Genomic DNA, 16,286 nt, shown 5'->3' with positions numbered 1-16,286 from the left:
CCCTAATGGGGGTGTACCGGTCCCTCTGAATTGGTGAGACTTGGTATCCGAGCCGCTGGCGGCTGAGCACTCTGCGTCCCCGGGTCTTTTGAGCCCTAGGTCTAGATCGTGCCGCTGTCGGCCGGTGAGGAAGGCTGGCCAGAGCTCTGGTGGGATGTCGTGCCCTGTGGGAGCACTGATCCATTAGGTCGTGCGGGTTTGCCTTTCTCCCCGAGGAGGCCCGGAGCGGAGGCCCAAGGACAGGGGAGGAATCGGCGATGTTGTTCGTTGGAGACGATTGGGCAGCGAACCACCACGACGTGGCGGTTCTCGATGCCGCGGGACAGGTGGTGGCGCACAAGCGCCTGACGGAAGGCGTGGCCGGGATCGCCGGTTTCCACGCCCTGGTCGCGGAGCACCTGCCCGAGGACGCGGATCCCGCAGAGGTGGTGGTCGGCATCGAGACCGACCGCGGACCCTGGGTGCAGGCCCTGCTGGCCGCCGGCTACCACGTGTACGCGATCAACCCGGCGCAATCGGCGCGGTACCGCCAACGGTACGGGACTGCCGGGGCGAAGTCGGACAAGGGCGACGCCCAGGTCCTGGCCCGGATCGTGGCCGTGGACCGCAGCGAGCACCGCCCCGTGGTCCCGGACAGCGACGTGGCCGAACAGGCCAAGGTGCTCGCCCGGGCCCACCAGTCGCTGGTGTGGGCGCGCACCCGGCAGGCGAACGTGCTGCGCTCGGGATTGCGCGAGTACTACCCTGCCGCCTTGGCCGCGTTCGGACAGGACCTGCACGGCGCGGACGCGTTGGCCGTCCTTGCCGCCGCTCCCGGCCCACAGGCGGGGGCCCGGCTGAGCGTGTCCCGGGTCAAGGCCCTGCTCGTGCGCGGCGGGCGGCAGCGCAACCTGCAGTCCAAGGCCGAGGCCATCGTCCAGGCCCTGCGTTCGGAGCAGCTCACCGCCCGGCCCGGCATCCAGGAGGCCCACGCGGCCGCCACTGCGGCGCTGGTGGCCGTGCTCGGGGCCCTGAACACGCAGATCGAGCAGCTCCAGGGGCAGGTGGAGCGGTGTTTTGGCCGGCACCCGGACGCGGGGATCTACCTCAGCCAACCGGGCCTGGGGCCGGTCCTGGCGGCCCGGGTACTTGCTGAGTTCGGGGACGCCCCCGACCGGTACGCCGATGCCCGCGCCCGGAAGAACTACTCCGGGATGAGCCCGATCACCCGGGCCTCCGGCCAGAAACGGGCCGTGCTGGCCCGCCACGCCCGCAACCGCAGACTCGCCGACGCCCTCTATCTGCAGGCCTTCTCGGCCCTGACACACTCGCCCGGGGCCCGGAAGTACTACGACCGGCAACGGGCCAAGGGATCCACCCACAACCAGGCCCTGCGCGCCCTGTCGAACCGGCTCGTGGGCATCCTCCACGGCTGCCTACGCCACCACACCACCTATGACGAAGCCACAGCCTGGCACACCGCAGAGGACACTCCCACACTCCAAGCAGCCGCTTGACAAGTTACGTCCGTGGGATATCTAGACCCAGGGCACGGCGCCGCGGCTGTGCTCGAACACGAGCGACGTCTGCGTGGACGCGACCGCCGGGTTCGCGGAGAGGTTGTCCAGGACGAACTCCCGCACGTCGTTCGAGTCCTTCACAGCCACGTGGATCAGGAAGTCGTCGCTGCCGCCGAGGAAGAACAGCTGCGTGACTCCCGGCTTGTTGCGGATCTCCTCCGCGAAGGAGGCCATCAGGTGCCGCGCGCCGGCCCGGATCCGCACGAAGATCAGGGCCTCGAGGGCGTGCCCCACGGCCTCGGGGTCGATGTCCACCGTGAAGCGGCGGATCACCCCCCGCTTCCGCAACGCGTTGAGCCGGGCCAGGCACGTCGACGGCGCGATCCCGAGTTCCTCCGCCAGCGAGTTGTTGGTCCGCCGCGCGTTCTCTGCCAGCAGGTGCAGCAGCCGCCGGTCCGTCTCGTCCAGGCGCTGCTCCCCGGGCCGCAGATCATTCGAGGTGACCCCCATCACACTGCCTCTCGTCCGAAATCTTCTGCCAGTTTTCCCAAGAGTACCGCAGGAGGTGCAGGAAAGAAGCGAGAAACCGCAGAAAAATCCTACGCTTATGGGACCGCCGGCGATCGAGGACCGGACGGACGGGGCCCGAGGAATCGCCCCGCCACGCACCACAGGCAGGAGTGACCCATGCTCATCGGAGTCCCCCAGGAGACCAAGAACAACGAATTCCGCGTCGCGATCACGCCGGCCGGCGTGACGGAGTTCGTCCAGCGCGGCCACTCCGTCGTCGTCCAGGCCGGCGCCGGCGTCGGCTCCGGCATCAGCGACGACGCCTACCGCGCCGCCGGCGCGCGCATCGCCGACGACGCCGACAGCGTGTGGGCCGACGCGGACATGATCCTCAAGGTCAAGGAGCCCATCGCCGAGGAGTACCACCGGCTGCGCGGGGACCAGATCCTCTTCACCTACCTCCACCTGGCCGCCTCCCGCGAGTGCACCGACGCGCTGCTCGCGGCCGGCACCACGGCGATCGCCTACGAGACGGTGACGTCCGGCCGCTCGCTGCCGCTGCTCGCCCCGATGTCCGAGGTCGCCGGCCGCCTGTCCGCGCAGGTCGGCGCCTACCAGCTGCAGCAGCCCAACGGCGGGGCGGGCGTCCTCATGGGCGGCGTGCCCGGGACCCGCCCGGCCAAGGTCGTCGTCATCGGCGGCGGCGTCGCCGGCGAGAACGCGGCGGTCGCGGCGGCCGGCCTCGGCGCCGACGTCACCGTCATCGACATCAACCTGGCCCGCCTCAAGGAGATCGACACCGCGCACGCCGGCCGCATCAAGACCCTGGCCTCCTCCGCGCTGACCATCGGCCAGGAGGTCGCCGCTGCGGACCTGGTCATCGGTTCCGTCCTCATCCCGGGCGCCGCGGCCCCGAAGCTCGTCACCAAGGAGATGGTCTCCCGCATGCGCCCGGGCTCCGTGCTCGTGGACATCGCGATCGACCAGGGCGGCTGCTTCGAGGGCTCCCGCCCGACCACGCACGCCGAGCCGACCTTCAAGGTCCACGACGCCGTCTACTACTGCGTCGCCAACATGCCCGGCGCCGTGCCGCAGACGTCGACGGCCGCGCTGACCAACGCCACGCTGCCGTACGCGCTGCGGATCGCGAACAAGGGCTGGCGCCAGGCGCTGGCCGAGGACGCCGGCCTGGCCAACGGCCTGAACACGCACGACGGCCGCGTCACGCTCCGCTCCGTCGCCGACACCTTCGGCCTGCCGTACATGCCGGCCACCGAGCTGCTGTCGTCCGGCACGGTCTCCGCGTAGCGCACCGCCACGGGCCCGGCGCGTCCCTTCGGACGCACCGGGCCCTTCGCGTTCACTCCCGGCGGCGGCGGTGCCGGATCCACAGGAGCGTGGCGGTGACGACGACGGCGGCGCCCGCGGCGATCCACTGCCAGCCCAGGGACAGCCACGCGTACACGACCGCCATCCCGACCGTGGAGTAGATGAGCGCCCAGATCAGGCAGCCGAGGACGACGGCGGGCAGGTAGCGGGCCAGCGGCATGCGGGACACGCCCGCGGTCGCGTTGACGGCCGTCTGGATCCCCACGGTCATGAAGCTCAGGGGCACGGCCATGACGCCCCAGCGGTTGATGAGGCGCTGCGCCCGGCGGTAGATCGGGCCGGCCAGGAAGTGCTCGAGCCGCGAGTGCCGGACGCCCGCGGCGATGCCCCGGCCCAACCAATACGTCGCGTTGGCGCGTGCCATCGACAGGACGAACAGGAAGGCGTAGGCCCAGCCGAAGGGCGCCTCGCGCAGCCAGTCCATCATTCGGCCAGCCTATCGGCCAGCGCCGGGTCCTTCAGCCGGAGCGGCCCGTTGGGCACGGCGGCCCCGACCGCCGCCGTCGTCCGCCTACGGCACCGAGCGGATCCGGTACACGAGGACCGCGGCCAGCAGCCCGATCAGCGCGGCGAGCACGAACAGCGCCCGGTACCCGCCCAGGACGGTCACGGCGAACAGGGCCAGCGCCGGGGCGACCACCTGCGGCAGCGCGGCCGCGACGTTGATGACGCCCATGTCCTTCCCCCGCGCCGCCGCCGAGGGCAGCACCTGCGTGAGCAGGGCGAAGTCGACGGCCAGGTATGCGCCGAACCCCACGCCGAGGACCGCCGCGCCGACGACCGCGCCCGGCCACACCGGGAAGAACGCCATGACCAGGGCGGCCAGCGCGATGACGGCGGACGAGCCGGCGACGAACACCTTGCGGCGCCCGCCGAGTCGGTCGCTGAGCCGCCCGGCGACGACGGCGGTGGTCAGCGTCGCGACCGCGTAGAGCCCGGTCAGGACCAGCACGCCGCCGGGCGGGTCCGGATGGCGGACGACGTCGGTCAGGAAGAACAGCAGGTACACGATCGAGAGCTGGTTGCCGACGAACATCAGGAACCGGGTCAGCCACGCCCAGCCGAAGTCGGGGTGCCGCGCCGGGCTCACCCAGAAGCCGCGCAGGAACTCCCCGACGCGGAACGGCTCGCGGGCGGCGGCCGGCAGGGCCGGGTCGTCGGGGCGGAGGAGGTACGGGACCACGGACAGCGCCAGGGCCGCGGCGCAGATCCAGTAGCCGACGGCGACGTCGCCGCTGATCACGAACCCGACCACGGCCCCGCCGAGGATCCCGACCGTCTGGCCCATCGCGGCCAGGCCGCCGATCGTCGCGCGCTGGCGCACGGGCACCCGGTCGGGGACGGCGGCCGTGACGGCGGCGAACACCGCGTTCGCGCCGGCCTGCAGCAGGCACCAGGCGAGCACCATGGCCGCGACGGCGGTGGCCCCGGAGAGCAGCAGCAGCGCCACCGTCCCGAGCACGGCCCCGGCCAGCACCCACGGCGAGCGCCGGCCCCACCGCGAGGCGGTCCGGTCGCTCAGCGCCCCGAACACGGGGTTGGCCACGAGCGCCACGGCGGCCCCGCAGCCGGTGACGAGCGAGAGGATCGCCTCCTTGTGCGCGGCGTCGATCGCGGTGGCCTGCAGCCCGATGAGCACGTTGATGGGCGCGAAGAACGCGACGTTGATCCCGACGTTGACCAGCACGACCCCGGCCGTCCAGCGGGCCCCGACGGGGCGGACGGGTTCGGCGAGTGCCTCCGGGAGCGTGGGCGGGGAGGCGTCGGTCGGCTGGCTCATGATGGGGTCATCGTACGGCCCAGCCGCGTGCGGTACAGCTTCTTCATGCCGTCCGCCGGGCGGATGGGCTCGGGCCACTTCGGGGAGAGCTCGTCGCCGAGCGTGACGCCCCGGAACCGGCGCCCGAACATCGGCAGGACCCACTGGCGCACCCACTCGGCGTCGCGGAGGACGGAGTCCCTGAAGGCGATGGCCTCCGGCGGGCCCAGGTCCTCGTCAATGAGCTGGTGCCGGATGCCGAGCAGGTTCAGGACCTGGATGGCCATGAGGCGGTGCCCGGCCCGGTTCATGTGCAGCTTGTCGATGTCCCAGAGCCGCCGGTCGGAGTACTCCTCCATCCGGGCGTAGTCCACCAGGACGGCCCCGTCCGGCTCGTGCGTGCGGGCCAGCTCGCGCACCGTGTCGTTGAAGATCCGGTTGCGGCGCTTGAAGGGCTCGAGGATCGGGTGCAGCGGCACGTCGAACCCGGTGAACAGCAGCACCGTGGCCCCGGACGAGCACAACCGGTGCACGGCGTCCGCGTAGAGGTGCAGCAGCTGGTCCATGTCCTGGCGGAACTCGAGGATGTCGTTGCCGCCGCCGTAGAAGGAGACGACCGTGGGCTCCATCGCGAGGGCGGGCTCGACCTGCTCGTCCACGATCTGGCGCAGGCGGCGGCTGCGGATGGCGAGGTTCGCGTACTCCCACCCGGGGTCCGCCTTGGACAGCTGCTTCGCGACGCGGTCGGCCCAGCCGCGCACGCCGTTGGGCAGGCGGAGGTCCCAGTCCCCCACGCCCTCGGTGAAGGAGTCCCCGACCGCCACGAACCGTCCCGACACGCACGCAAGGCTAGGGCCGGCGGGTCGACGCGGGGCAACGCGCGCCCGAACTGCGGGTGAACGGGGACGGGCCGCGCCCACTGACCTGACTCCGCGCCGAGCCCCGGCGTACCGTGGTCGCATGGACCCGACGAAGCTCCCCCTGGTGGCCGTGGCCGGCGCGACCGGCGAGGTCGGCGGCCGCACGGCGCGCCTGCTCGCGGGGAGGCTGCCCCTGCGCGTGCTCGCCCGCGACCCGGAGCGCGCCGCCGCCCTGGCGGAGCGGCTCCGCCGCGGCCCCGACCCGGCCCCGCAGGCGCCGCGGTCCCTCCAGGACCCGCCCCTGGCGGCCCCCGCGGGCGTGACGGGGGATGCCGCGGCGGCCCCGCCGTCGTCCGCTTCCGACTTCCCCACCGGGCCGGCCCCGCTGCCCGGGCTCCCGCCGGCCACCGGGGTCCCCCTGGACCACGCGGCCACCGAGTACGCCGACCCGGAGGCGGCCCGCGAGGCGCTGGCCGGCGTCGCCGTCCTCTTGATGGTCTCCGGGGCGGAGTCGTCCTCCCGGCTCGCCGACCACGAGTCGTTCATCCGCGCCGCGGCCGACGCCGGGGTCCGCCACATCGTCTACACGTCGTTCTTCCGGGCGGCCCCCGACGCGGTCTTCACCCTGGCCCGGGACCACTACGCCACCGAGCGGATGCTGGCCCAGTCCGGCCTGGCCACGACGATGCTGCGCGACAACTTCTACCAGGACGTCTTCCCGCTCTTCGCCGGGGCCGACGGCGTCCTGCGCGGGCCCGGCGGGGACGGGCGGGTCTCCGCCGTCGCGCGCGACGACGTGGCGGCGTGCGCCGCCGTCGTCCTCGCGCAGAGCGCGACGACGCTGGCCGCCGGGAAGCCGGGCCGGCACGCCGGAGCCGTCTACGACCTGACCGGACCCGAGGCGTTCTCGCTCGCCGAGGCCGCCGCCGCGATCACCGCGGCGACCGGCCGCAGCGTCGCGTACCACGACGAGACGCTCGAGGAGGCCCGCGCGTCCCGGGCCGCGTGGGACCCGGAACCGTGGCAGCTGGACGCCTGGGTCAGCACGTACACGGCGATCGCGTCCGGGGACCTGGCCCCGGTCTCCGGCGACGTCGGACGGCTGCTCAACCGGCCCGCGCAGTCGCTGGCCCGGACGCTGGCCCTGCAGGGGCGGGGAGCCGGATAGCGTGGGCGGCCGCAGGGGGGACCGGCCGGAGGTGTGGGCGCCGCGGCACCGCGGGTGGAAGCTGGCGCACCACCTCGTCCCGGCGTTCGCGATCACCGGGTTCGTGGCGGCGCTGGCCGTCGCGTCCGCCGTGCTGGGCAGCTGGGCGTTCGCCGCGGCCATGCTGGCGATCTCGGGCGGCTTCGCCGCGTCGCTGGTGCGCGAGTTCCGGCACGACCCGGAGCCCGTGCCGCCCCGCACCGCCGCCGTGGAGACGACGACGGGCGCCCGCGCGGCCACGCACTTCGCGATGCTGCGCGGTTCCGTCCCGTTCGCGGCGACGACGGTGGGGCTCGGCGTGGTCACCGGGGTCGCCGCCCTGGCCCTGGCCGCCCGGCGGATCGCGGACCCGGCCGCGGGGTGGGTCGTGCTCGTCGCGGCGGCGGGGCTGCTGGCCGTGGCGTTCCTGGTGCTGCGGGAGGGGCTGCGGCTGATGCGGATCGCGTCCTCGGAGCACCCGGCCGGCATGTACCTGACGCGCAGCCGGGTGGTGCTCTACGGGCCGCAGGGCCGGCGCGAGGTGTACTGGCGGGACGTGTCCGGGGTGACGGCCGAGGACCCGCCGGGCCGGGCGCCGCTCGGGGCGCGGGGGCCGGCCCTGATCGTGGTCCGGCATGCGGGGCCGAAGCCGCTCGTGGTGCCCGTGCAGTACCTGGCCTGCGACCCGAACCGGCTGCTCGCGGCCCTGCGCCACTACGCGGGCGAGGACGCGGACCGGCCGGAGCTCGGCACGCCCGCCGCGCTGGAGCGGTTCGGCCGGGCGGCGTAGGCGCGGGCGGGCGTCGCAACCCGCGGCGGTATCTCGAGACGCCCCGCCACGCACGAAACGCCCCGCCACGCGCGAAACGCCCCGGCACGCGCGAGACGACCCAGCACGTACGAAACGCCCCGCCGCGCACGAGACGCCCGGCATATAGGGGTCTCTAGAATGGGGCAGGTCATCTCGAGCACGGCGGGGTTTTTCGGGACGCCGCGGCGTCGTAGTCGGCCCGGCCGGAGCCGGCACAGACAGGAGGCGTTGTCCACATTTTCCATCCGAGGGTGGCACTGGGTCCGGTCTTCAACGAGCCTCGGCAGCATGGGACAGAGACAACCGCTCCTCCGGCCGTCCTCCCCGGCCCTCGTCGACGCCGTCGCCGGATTGGCCACGTTCCGCGAACTCACACAGCGCGGGCTGGGCGCCTCGGACATCCGCCGGGAGGTCGCGCGGCGCAGCCTGGTGCGGCTCCGCCGGGCCGTCTATGTCGAGAGGAAGCTCGTGGCCGATCTGGCCTCCTGGCAGCGCGAGGTCCTCGACGTCCACGCGCATGCCCGCGCGGCCGCCGCGCCACCGGTGTACTGCCTGGCCTCGGCCGCACGGCTTTGGGGACTCGACCTCTGGAGGGCCGGACGGGAAATCCACGTCATCCAGACCGGTGGCCGTCGCCCGGTAAGCCGAACGCCGGGAGTCATCCGGCACAACGTGGACCTCTCGGGCTTGCGGATCTGGACCGTTGACGGTCTCAGGGCCACGTCGCTCGAGCGGACCGCCATCGACTGCGCACGCCACCTCCCGTGGGTCCCGGCGGTGGCGATTCTCGACTCCGCGCTCCGCGGCGGGACCCCACGCCACCGCCTGGAGGCCGAACTCGCGACCGTCGCTGGTCGCCGGGGCACGGCGAAGGCCCGGACAGCGTTGGTCTTCGCGGACGGCCAGTCGGAGTCGCTCGCCGAGTCCAGGTTCCGCGCGCTGCTTCAGTTCTGGGGGCTCCCCGCGCCGGTGTTGCAGCACCCCGTCGTCACCCGGCGGGGTAGGTTCAGGGCCGATTTCGCCTGGCCAGAGTACGGCCTGGTCGTGGAGGTGCACGGCGACGGGAAGTACTTCATGGACAAGCCGACCGACCAGAAGCTGCTGGAGGAACGGAAGCGCGAAGCCGCCTTCGCCGAGGAGGGCGTCCGGATCCTCAACGTCTGGTGGGACCAGCTCGACGATCCGGACCTGGAGAGCCGCGTTCGGTCCTTCCTCCGCCCGGTGCTCCACGCCCGGCGCAGCGCCTGAATCCCCGGCAGCTTCCGTTGCCCGGACACCCGTCCTCCGGCGAGACGACCCGCAGTGCACGAGACGCCCAGGCATATCGGGGCATCTCGTACGCGGCGGGGCGTTTCGCGCGGAGCGGGTGGCCTCGCACGCAGCGGGGCGTTCCGCGCGCGGCGGGTGGCCACGCACGGCCAGGCAGCCGCCCCGGTGCCGCGCAGGACGCCCGGAAGGCTGTCCCGGCGAGGCGGTTAGAGGGTGATGACGACCTTGCCCGCGAGCTCGCCGTCGATCATCGCCTGGAACCCGTCGTGGATCTTCTCCAGCGGCAGGACGCGGTCGATGCGGGGGCGCAGGCCCGTCGCCTCGACCATCCTCAGCATCGCGGCCGTCTCGTGGCGTGCGGACCCCGTCGAGCCGAGGACGCGCAGCTGCTGGTAGAAGATCCGGCCGAGGTCGGCCTCGGGGCTCGTGCCGCTCGTGGCCCCGGCGATGACGATCGCGCCGCCGGGCCGCAGGCAGCGCAGCGAGTGCGCCCACGTGGCCTCGCCGACGGTCTCGATCACGGTGTCCACGCGCTCCGGCAGGCGGGCTCCGGACTCGAAGGCCGCGGCCGCGCCGAGCTCAAGGGCCAAGCGCCGCTTCTCCTCGGACCGGCTCGTCGCGTACACGGCCGCCCCCGCGGCGGAGGCCAGCGCGATGGCGGCGGTCGCCACCCCGCCGCCCGCGCCCTGCACGAGCACGCGGTCGCCCGCGCGGAGCCCCGCCTGCGTGAACAGCATCCGGTACGCGGTGGACCAGGCCACCGGCAGGCACGCGGCCTCCTCGAAGGACAGGTGCGCGGGCTTGTCGACCAGGCAGCGGTCCGGCACGAGGATGTACTCCGCGAAACCGCCGTCGTGCCGCTCGGACAGCAGGGCGCGGTTCGGATCGAGCGTCTCGTCGCCCCGGCCGGCGTCGGGGTCGGCGATGACGGGGTGCACGACGACCTCGCGTCCGTCCTCGGTGACTCCGGCGACGTCGCAGCCGAGGATGATCGGGATGTGCTTGGGGTCGTGGCCGATGCCGCGCAGGGTCCACAGGTCGTGCTGGTTCAGGCTCGAGGCCTTGACCCGCACGCGCGTCCACCCCGGACGGGGTTCGGGCACGGGCACGTCCTGGAGTTCGAGGCAGGACAGCGGGTCACGCGGGTTCTGGGCGACGGCGACGGCGGCGCGCATGGGCGGCACTCCTTCGGCTGAGGTGGGACGGCTCGGGCCCAGTCTGCCCGGCGCCGCGCTGGGACCCCACCGGCCGTTCCGCCCTGCGGCAAGCCTGCGAGGCGAACGTTCCGCGCCGCCGGTAGCGTGGTCGCACACCGGGGCCGGGCCGTCCGGCCGGAGGACGCGGCACGGGCATCCCTCCCGGGGCCACCGCCGGCGCCACCAGGCTCCCGGTCCGAACAGGATGGGACGTGCGATGGGGATCTGGGTCGACGCACTGGAAGTCGCCGAGCTGAACGAACGGGGCGGGGCCTGCCTCAACGAGGCGCTCGGCATCGAGGTCACCGAGCTGACGGAGACGTCCCTGAAGGGCCGGATGCCCGTCGACGCGCGCACCACGCAGCCGGCCGGGGTCCTGCACGGGGGCGCGTCCGTTGCGTTCGCCGAGACGCTCGCCTCCTGGGCGGGCTCCCTGGCGATCGACCGGACCCGCTTCCACGCCGTCGGCCAGGAGATCAACGCCAACCACGTCAGGCCCGTCGCCACCGGCGAGTGGGTCTACGGGGAGGCGACGCCGGCCAACATCGGCCGCCGCTCGCACGTCTGGGACATCCGCATCACCAACGCTGACGGCAAGCTCGTGTGCGTCTCCCGGTGCACGCTGGCGGTCATCGACGTGCCGTCGCAGTACGCGTCCGCCGACCGGCGGGGGTAGGCGCGTCCGCCGACCGGCGGGGGTAGGCGCGTCCGCCCTACTCCTCCCAGCCGGCCGCGCCGGGTCCCGTCTGCGGCAGCTGCGGCGCCGTCGTCGTCATGTGCGCCACCACGGGGCCGCCGACCGCAAGGAAGACGTGCGGCACGTCGCCGGCGAACCGGACGAAGTCGCCGGCCTCGAGGACCACCGACTCGCGCTCCGGTCCCGCCTCGAGCCGCCCTTCGACGACGAACACCTGGTGCAGCGTCCCGGGGCTGTGCGGGGGGACGCTGTGGCGGGGCAGTCCCCCGTCCATGCGGATCAGCTCGGTGCGCACGAACCCCGACCCGTAGATCCGGTCGAGGTGCCGCGCGGTGCCGGGGCCGAGCGGCTGCCACGTGGCGTCCGCGGCCCGGGAGACGTGCGTGCGGGTCCCCCACTCGGTGAGCAGGCGCCGCACGTTGACGCCGAGGGCGCGCGCCAGACGCTCCAGGGTCTCGACCGTCGGGTTGCCGGTGCCCGCCTCGATCTTGGAGAGGGTCTGCTTGGAGAGGCCGGCGCGGACCGCAAGCTCGCCGAGGGAGAGCCGGTGTTCCCCGCGGAACCGGCGGACGTTGCGGGAGACGAGGTCGTTCAGCACGTCCCTAGTGTCACTTATAGTGAACGCACTGTCATGTTTGACAGTTCTTGACCGCCGGGAGACACTGGATGGACCGCAATGTTCCGCACACCGGAACGCCGCGTGGACCGCGCCGCCCTCGGGACCCACCCCGCCGGCCCGCGACGACCCGAACGCTTCTTGGGGAGGCAACCTTGACCCGTCCGACGCCCGCCCGCGACCAGCGCACCGCCGTCGACAAGGCGATGTCGCTGCTCAACGCCTTCGGCGACGACGCGCTCCTTGGCGTCGGCGTCAGCGAGCTCGCCCGCCGCGCCGACCTCTCCAAGTCCACGGCGTTCCGGCTGCTGACGATGCTGCAGAACAACGGCGCGGTCGAGCGCGCGGGCAACGCGTACCGGCTCGGCAAGATGATCCAGGACCTCGGCAGTTCGCAGGAGTCCGCGTGGAACGGCCTGATCCGCGATGCGCTGACCCCGTTCCTGGCCGACCTCTACGAATTGACCAAGCAGACCGTGCACCTGGCCGTGCTGCAGGGCACCGACGTCGTCTACCTCAACAAGCTCTACGGCCACCTGCAGGTCCGCAGCCCGTCGCGCATCGGCGGCCGCGCCCCCGCCTACTGCACCGCCGTCGGCAAGGTCCTGCTCGCCTACGAGCACGGCGCCGCCGAGGAGGCCGCCCGCGGAGAGATGCTCCGCTGGACGCCGCACACCATCACCGACCCCGAGGCCTTCCGCCGCGAGCTCGACGAGGTCCGCCGCACCAACCTCGCGTACGACCGCGAGGAGATCCTCACCGGCCTCAACTGCGTCGCCGCCCCGGTGTTCGGCCAGAACGGCCGCCCGGTCGCCGCGCTGTCCGTGTCGGGGCCCGTCGGCAAGTTCAAGCCGGAATCGCAGGCGGGCGTCCTGCGCAAGGTCTGCTACGCGGCGACCCGCGCGGTCGCGGCGGTCACCGCGCAGCAGCAGACGCGGCTCGCGCAGGGCGCCTAGGCCGCGTAGGGGGACGACGGCGGCGCGGCCGCTAGTCCGTCGGGACCTCGTCGATGTTCCGCGACTCCTCCAGGACCCACGGCGGCTCGGCGGCCAGCAGCGACACGGACCGGTCTCCCGGCAGGTCGACGTCCACGACGTACCGGTAGCCGGCGGCCTCCGCGCGCGCGATCGCCGGCACGTCGTCCTCGGCCACGGCGAGGACGAGGCGGCGGCAGTGCGGATCCGCGGCGAAGACCGCCTCGGAGGCCAGCTGCAGCGCCCCGGCCGGGGCGTCGGCGGAGGGTCCGAGGAGCCGGTCGCGCATCCCCGCGGGGTAGGCGGCCCCGATGTCGTGCCGGACGGCGTGGGCGACCTGCACGGTCCCGCGCGGCTCGCCGCGCTCCGAGATCCGGTAGGCGCCCTCCCACCCGGCGTCCGGGGTGGCCGGCTCGGCCCGCCAGTCCGCGGGCAGCGGGTCGGGCCACTTCAGCAGGTCGACCTCGTCGGCGCTCATGCCATCCCCTCCCGGGCCACCATGTCGCGGATGGCGGGCTTGTCGAGCTTGCCCGACCCGTTGCGGGGCACGCTCCCGGCGAGGAGCAGCCGCTTCGGCAGCTTGTACCGGGCCAGGTAGGACTCGGCGAAGGCGCGCACCTCCTCGATGGTCGGGACCTGTCCGTCGCGGCAGCTCATCACGGCCACGACCGCCTCGCCCCACTGGGCGTCCTCCACGCCGACGACGGCGACGTCCAGGACCCCCGGGTACTCCATGAGGGCCCGCTCGACCTCCGCCGGGTACACGTTCTCCCCGCCGGTGATGATCATGTCCTTGAGCCGGTCGACGATGAAGAGGTAGCCGTCGGCGTCCCGGTAGCCGATGTCGCCCGTGCGGAACCACCCGTCCACGAACGCGGAGGCGGTGGCGTCGGGGTTCCGCCAGTAGCCGGAGGTGACGTTGGGGCCCCGGACCCACAGCTCGCCGGTGTCGCCCGGCACGGCGACGTCCTCCAGCGTGGCGGGGTCGACGACGCGGACCTCCGTGTAGGGCATCGGCATTCCGCAGGACCCGGGTTTGACGTAGGTCAGCTCCGTGGGGAGGTACGTCGCGAACGGCGCGGTCTCCGTGAGGCCCCACGCCTGCTGGACGGGCACGCCCTTGCGCTCGTACTGGCGCAGCAGCACGGGCGGCACGGGCGCGCCGGCGCAGATCAGGGCGCGCAGGCAGGAGATGTCGTGGGCGTTGAACTCGTCGGTCGCCTGCATGGCGGAGAGCATGGCCGGCACCAGGAACGCCTGGGAGATCCCGTACCGCTCGATGTCCGCCAGCGTCTGCCGAGGGTCGAAGGTGCGGCGGATCAGCGTGCGGCCGCCGCGCACGAGCACGCGGATGGTCAGCGCGTTCAACCCGCCGATGTGGAACAGCGGGGCGACGGCGAGGTTGGTGTCCCCGCGGCGCGTGTCCACGAGCGAGTCCACGTTCACGGAGTTCCACCACACGTTGCCGTGCGTGAGCTGCACCCCCTTGGGCCGCCCCGTGGTCCCGGACGTGAACATGAGGATCGCCAGGTCGTCGTCGCCGGCCGGGACGGGCCCCGGCAGGTCGGCGCCGTCCGCCTCCGCGAGGAACGCGGTCAGCGGCGTGTAGTGGGCGGGGATGTCCGCGGGCGCCGGCACCTGCGCGTCGTTGTCCACCAGGACCAGGCGCGCCACGTCGACGCCCAGCTCCCGGGCCCGGTCGGCGACCTCCTGGTGGGACGGCTCGACGACGAGGACGGTCGGCGTCGACTGCTCCAGCAGTCCGTGCACCTCCCGCGGGGCGAGCCGGAAATTGAGGGGCTCGAAGACGGCCCCGAGCCACCACGCGCCGAGCATCGCCTCGATGAGCGTCATGCTGTTCAGGCCCAGGTACGCGACCCGGTCGCCCGGGCCGACGCCCGCGGCGGCCAGGGCCCGGGCCCACCCGCGGGTCTCCTCGAACAGGCGCGCGTACGTCCACGAGCCGTCGCCGTACAGGAAGGCCTCGTTGGCCGGGAAGTACTCCGCCTGGCGGATGACGCCGTCGACGGGATTGATGTTCACGCTCACAGCTCGTCGCCTCCTGCTGCCCTGTCCCCGAAGCCGCGCACGGCGATCCCGCCGTCGGCCTGGAGCGTCTGTCCGGTGATGTTGCCCGAGTTGGCCCGCGATGCGAGCAGCACGTACGGGCCGGTGAAGTCGCGGGGCTCCACCGACGAGTCGTGGAGCGGGATCAGCGGGTTGTTGCCGGTGATCGTCGAACGCGCGAACGAGTCGGAGATGGAGCGTTCGTTGAGCCCGATCGACTCCGGCCCGCGCAGGTCCGTGTTCATCCCGCCGACGGCGACGCCGTTGACGCGCACCTTGGGCGCGAGCTCGTAGGCCAGCTGGTTGACGAGCCCGCGGGCCGCGAACTTGCTGGCCGTGTAGACGGGCCCGCCGCCGGCGGTGTGGAAGGACGCGTTGGAGAGCGTCATGACCATGCTGCCGCGCGTCTTGACCAGTTCGCGCCAGACGGCCTCCGCGGTGAGCAGGTAGCCCTTCACGTTGATGGAGAACAGCTCGTCGAAGGCGGCGCCGAGCTCCGCGCCGCTGAGCCGGGTCAGCTTCCGGTTGTAGTCCCAGATGCCGGCGTTGGGCACGGCGATGTCGAGCTTGCCGAACCGCTCGACGGTCGCGGCGACCGCGCCGTGCAGGTCGTCCGGGTTGCGGACGTCGCCCGCGGTGGCGAGCATGCGCTCGGGCGCGGCGGACGCGGCGACGACGGCGTCGAGCTTGTCCTGGCCGCGTCCGAAGATCGCGACCTGCGCTCCCTCGACGAGGAAGCGTTCGGCAACGGCGCGGCCGATGCCGGAGCCGCCGCCGGTGATGAAGGCGGTGTCGCCGGCGAGCCAGCCCTGGGGGAAGGGGTTGACCATGGGTGGGGCCTTTCGGTGGGGCCTGCGGGGAGGGGACGACGGCGGGGCCGCGGGTCGGCCCGCCCGGCTAGAAGAACGTGCTGAGGTTCTTGGCCTGCAGGACGTTCGCGTCGAAGAGGATCTCGCGGTCGAAGACCTTGAAGCCGGCGTCGGTGACGCGGATCCGGTCGGTGCGGCCGCCGGCGTAGAGGTCGGTCTCGGTCTGGAGCCGGTTGCGGTAGACGAGGAACGCGCTGCGGGCGGTCAGTTCGTTCTCGCCGGTGTGCCGGACCACGACGTTGGAGACCAGGTGGCGGGTGCGCGACGGCGGGTCCTCGGCCCAGGCCATGCCGGAGTCGTACCGGCGGATGCGCCAGGCCAGGGACTCCTTGGTCTCGTCGAAGTAGGCGGCCTCGCCGCGGCGCCCGATGGACAGGGCCGCCTGGCGGCGCAGCCGGTTGGTGCGCAGCGGGGCGAAGTAGGCCAGGTCGTCGTCGAAGACGTCCAGCCAGTCGGCGAAGCGGCCGTCGTCGAGCAGCTCGGCCTCGCGGAAGTAGAACTGCGCCACCTGGTGCGTCAGCTCCGCGTCCGCGTAGCGGTCCGCGGTCTCCGCCTCCGGGGCGGCCGTGGTGTCCTGCGTCATG

At 73.2% G+C, this 16,286-nt stretch carries 17 protein-coding genes; 7 read left to right on the top strand and 10 right to left on the bottom strand.

Annotated elements, in window-relative coordinates:
* The first annotated feature begins 257 nt into the window (after positions 1-257).
* Positions 258-1,496, top strand: a complete 1,239-nt coding sequence (locus AC1Q5D_RS17025; protein ID WP_481736784.1) for an IS110 family RNA-guided transposase — start codon at positions 258-260, stop codon at positions 1,494-1,496.
* A gap of 21 nt (positions 1,497-1,517) precedes the next feature.
* On the opposite strand, the gene AC1Q5D_RS17020 is transcribed toward AC1Q5D_RS17025, so the two are convergent.
* A complete protein-coding gene (locus AC1Q5D_RS17020) occupies positions 1,518-2,009 on the bottom strand; it encodes an Lrp/AsnC family transcriptional regulator (protein WP_481739645.1) in 492 nt (163 codons plus the stop codon).
* Positions 2,010-2,186: 177 nt separating this feature from the next.
* Between AC1Q5D_RS17020 and ald the strand changes: the two genes are divergently transcribed.
* Positions 2,187-3,317, top strand: a complete 1,131-nt coding sequence (gene ald, locus AC1Q5D_RS17015; protein WP_481739644.1) for an alanine dehydrogenase — start codon at positions 2,187-2,189, stop codon at positions 3,315-3,317.
* 52 nt (positions 3,318-3,369) lie between these two features.
* Here ald and AC1Q5D_RS17010 read toward each other — a convergent pair whose 3' ends face one another.
* The 3 genes from AC1Q5D_RS17010 to AC1Q5D_RS17000 all read right to left on the bottom strand — a co-directional run bounded on the left by AC1Q5D_RS17010 (position 3,370) and on the right by AC1Q5D_RS17000 (position 5,996).
* Positions 3,370-3,825 carry a DedA family protein gene (locus tag AC1Q5D_RS17010; protein WP_481739643.1) on the bottom strand — a complete coding sequence of 152 codons (456 nt, stop codon included), beginning with the start codon at positions 3,823-3,825 and terminating at the stop codon, positions 3,370-3,372.
* A gap of 84 nt (positions 3,826-3,909) precedes the next feature.
* Positions 3,910-5,178: an MFS transporter gene (locus AC1Q5D_RS17005; protein ID WP_481739642.1), complete on the bottom strand. Its 1,269-nt coding sequence runs from the start codon at positions 5,176-5,178 to the stop codon at positions 3,910-3,912.
* The gene (locus AC1Q5D_RS17000) at positions 5,175-5,996 is read right to left on the bottom strand and encodes an SGNH/GDSL hydrolase family protein (protein ID WP_481739641.1); all 822 of its coding nucleotides are present in this window, start codon (positions 5,994-5,996) and stop codon (positions 5,175-5,177) included. Before AC1Q5D_RS17000 ends, AC1Q5D_RS17005 begins: the two co-directional genes overlap by 4 nt.
* A 121-nt stretch (positions 5,997-6,117) precedes the next feature.
* Between AC1Q5D_RS17000 and AC1Q5D_RS16995 the strand changes: the two genes are divergently transcribed.
* The 3 genes from AC1Q5D_RS16995 to AC1Q5D_RS16985 all read left to right on the top strand — a co-directional run bounded on the left by AC1Q5D_RS16995 (position 6,118) and on the right by AC1Q5D_RS16985 (position 9,262).
* The gene (locus tag AC1Q5D_RS16995; RefSeq protein ID WP_481739640.1) at positions 6,118-7,185 is read left to right on the top strand and encodes an NAD(P)H-binding protein; all 1,068 of its coding nucleotides are present in this window, start codon (positions 6,118-6,120) and stop codon (positions 7,183-7,185) included.
* Position 7,186: 1 nt separating this feature from the next.
* Positions 7,187-7,993: a hypothetical protein gene (locus tag AC1Q5D_RS16990; RefSeq protein ID WP_481739639.1), complete on the top strand. Its 807-nt coding sequence runs from the start codon at positions 7,187-7,189 to the stop codon at positions 7,991-7,993.
* 309 nt (positions 7,994-8,302) lie between these two features.
* A complete protein-coding gene (locus tag AC1Q5D_RS16985; RefSeq protein ID WP_481739638.1) occupies positions 8,303-9,262 on the top strand; it encodes a hypothetical protein in 960 nt (319 codons plus the stop codon).
* Between the two features lie 227 nt (positions 9,263-9,489).
* On the opposite strand, the gene AC1Q5D_RS16980 is transcribed toward AC1Q5D_RS16985, so the two are convergent.
* Entirely contained in the window at positions 9,490-10,458 is a 969-nt protein-coding gene (locus tag AC1Q5D_RS16980) for a zinc-binding dehydrogenase (RefSeq protein WP_481739637.1), read from the bottom strand.
* Positions 10,459-10,696: 238 nt separating this feature from the next.
* On the opposite strand from AC1Q5D_RS16980, the gene AC1Q5D_RS16975 reads away from it, so the two are divergent.
* A complete protein-coding gene (locus AC1Q5D_RS16975) occupies positions 10,697-11,155 on the top strand; it encodes a PaaI family thioesterase (RefSeq protein ID WP_481739636.1) in 459 nt (152 codons plus the stop codon).
* A 37-nt stretch (positions 11,156-11,192) separates the two neighbouring features.
* Here AC1Q5D_RS16975 and AC1Q5D_RS16970 read toward each other — a convergent pair whose 3' ends face one another.
* On the bottom strand, positions 11,193-11,774 hold the full coding sequence (locus tag AC1Q5D_RS16970) for a helix-turn-helix domain-containing protein (RefSeq protein ID WP_481739635.1): 582 nt from the start codon (positions 11,772-11,774) through the stop codon (positions 11,193-11,195).
* Between the two features lie 173 nt (positions 11,775-11,947).
* On the opposite strand from AC1Q5D_RS16970, the gene AC1Q5D_RS16965 reads away from it, so the two are divergent.
* Positions 11,948-12,748 (top strand): IclR family transcriptional regulator, encoded by an 801-nt coding sequence (locus AC1Q5D_RS16965; protein WP_481739634.1) that lies wholly within the window; start codon positions 11,948-11,950, stop codon positions 12,746-12,748.
* Positions 12,749-12,779: 31 nt separating this feature from the next.
* On the opposite strand, the gene AC1Q5D_RS16960 is transcribed toward AC1Q5D_RS16965, so the two are convergent.
* The 4 genes from AC1Q5D_RS16960 to AC1Q5D_RS16945 all read right to left on the bottom strand — a co-directional run bounded on the left by AC1Q5D_RS16960 (position 12,780) and on the right by AC1Q5D_RS16945 (position 16,285).
* Positions 12,780-13,244 carry a GNAT family protein gene (locus tag AC1Q5D_RS16960; RefSeq protein ID WP_481739633.1) on the bottom strand — a complete coding sequence of 155 codons (465 nt, stop codon included), beginning with the start codon at positions 13,242-13,244 and terminating at the stop codon, positions 12,780-12,782.
* Positions 13,241-14,815, bottom strand: coding sequence for an acyl-CoA synthetase (locus AC1Q5D_RS16955; RefSeq protein ID WP_481739632.1), 1,575 nt, complete (start codon positions 14,813-14,815; stop codon positions 13,241-13,243). The genes AC1Q5D_RS16960 and AC1Q5D_RS16955 overlap by 4 nt, the downstream gene beginning before the upstream one ends.
* Positions 14,812-15,663: an SDR family NAD(P)-dependent oxidoreductase gene (locus tag AC1Q5D_RS16950; protein WP_481739631.1), complete on the bottom strand. Its 852-nt coding sequence runs from the start codon at positions 15,661-15,663 to the stop codon at positions 14,812-14,814. Before AC1Q5D_RS16950 ends, AC1Q5D_RS16955 begins: the two co-directional genes overlap by 4 nt.
* Positions 15,664-15,730: 67 nt before the next feature.
* On the bottom strand, positions 15,731-16,285 hold the full coding sequence (locus AC1Q5D_RS16945; RefSeq protein ID WP_481739630.1) for an aromatic-ring-hydroxylating dioxygenase subunit beta: 555 nt from the start codon (positions 16,283-16,285) through the stop codon (positions 15,731-15,733).
* Position 16,286: the final 1 nt, after the last annotated feature.

It is taken from the genome of Arthrobacter paludis (assembly GCF_056782315.1).
The sequence above is the reverse complement of the archived record's forward strand: the minus strand, read 5'-3'. Positions and strand labels throughout refer to the sequence as shown.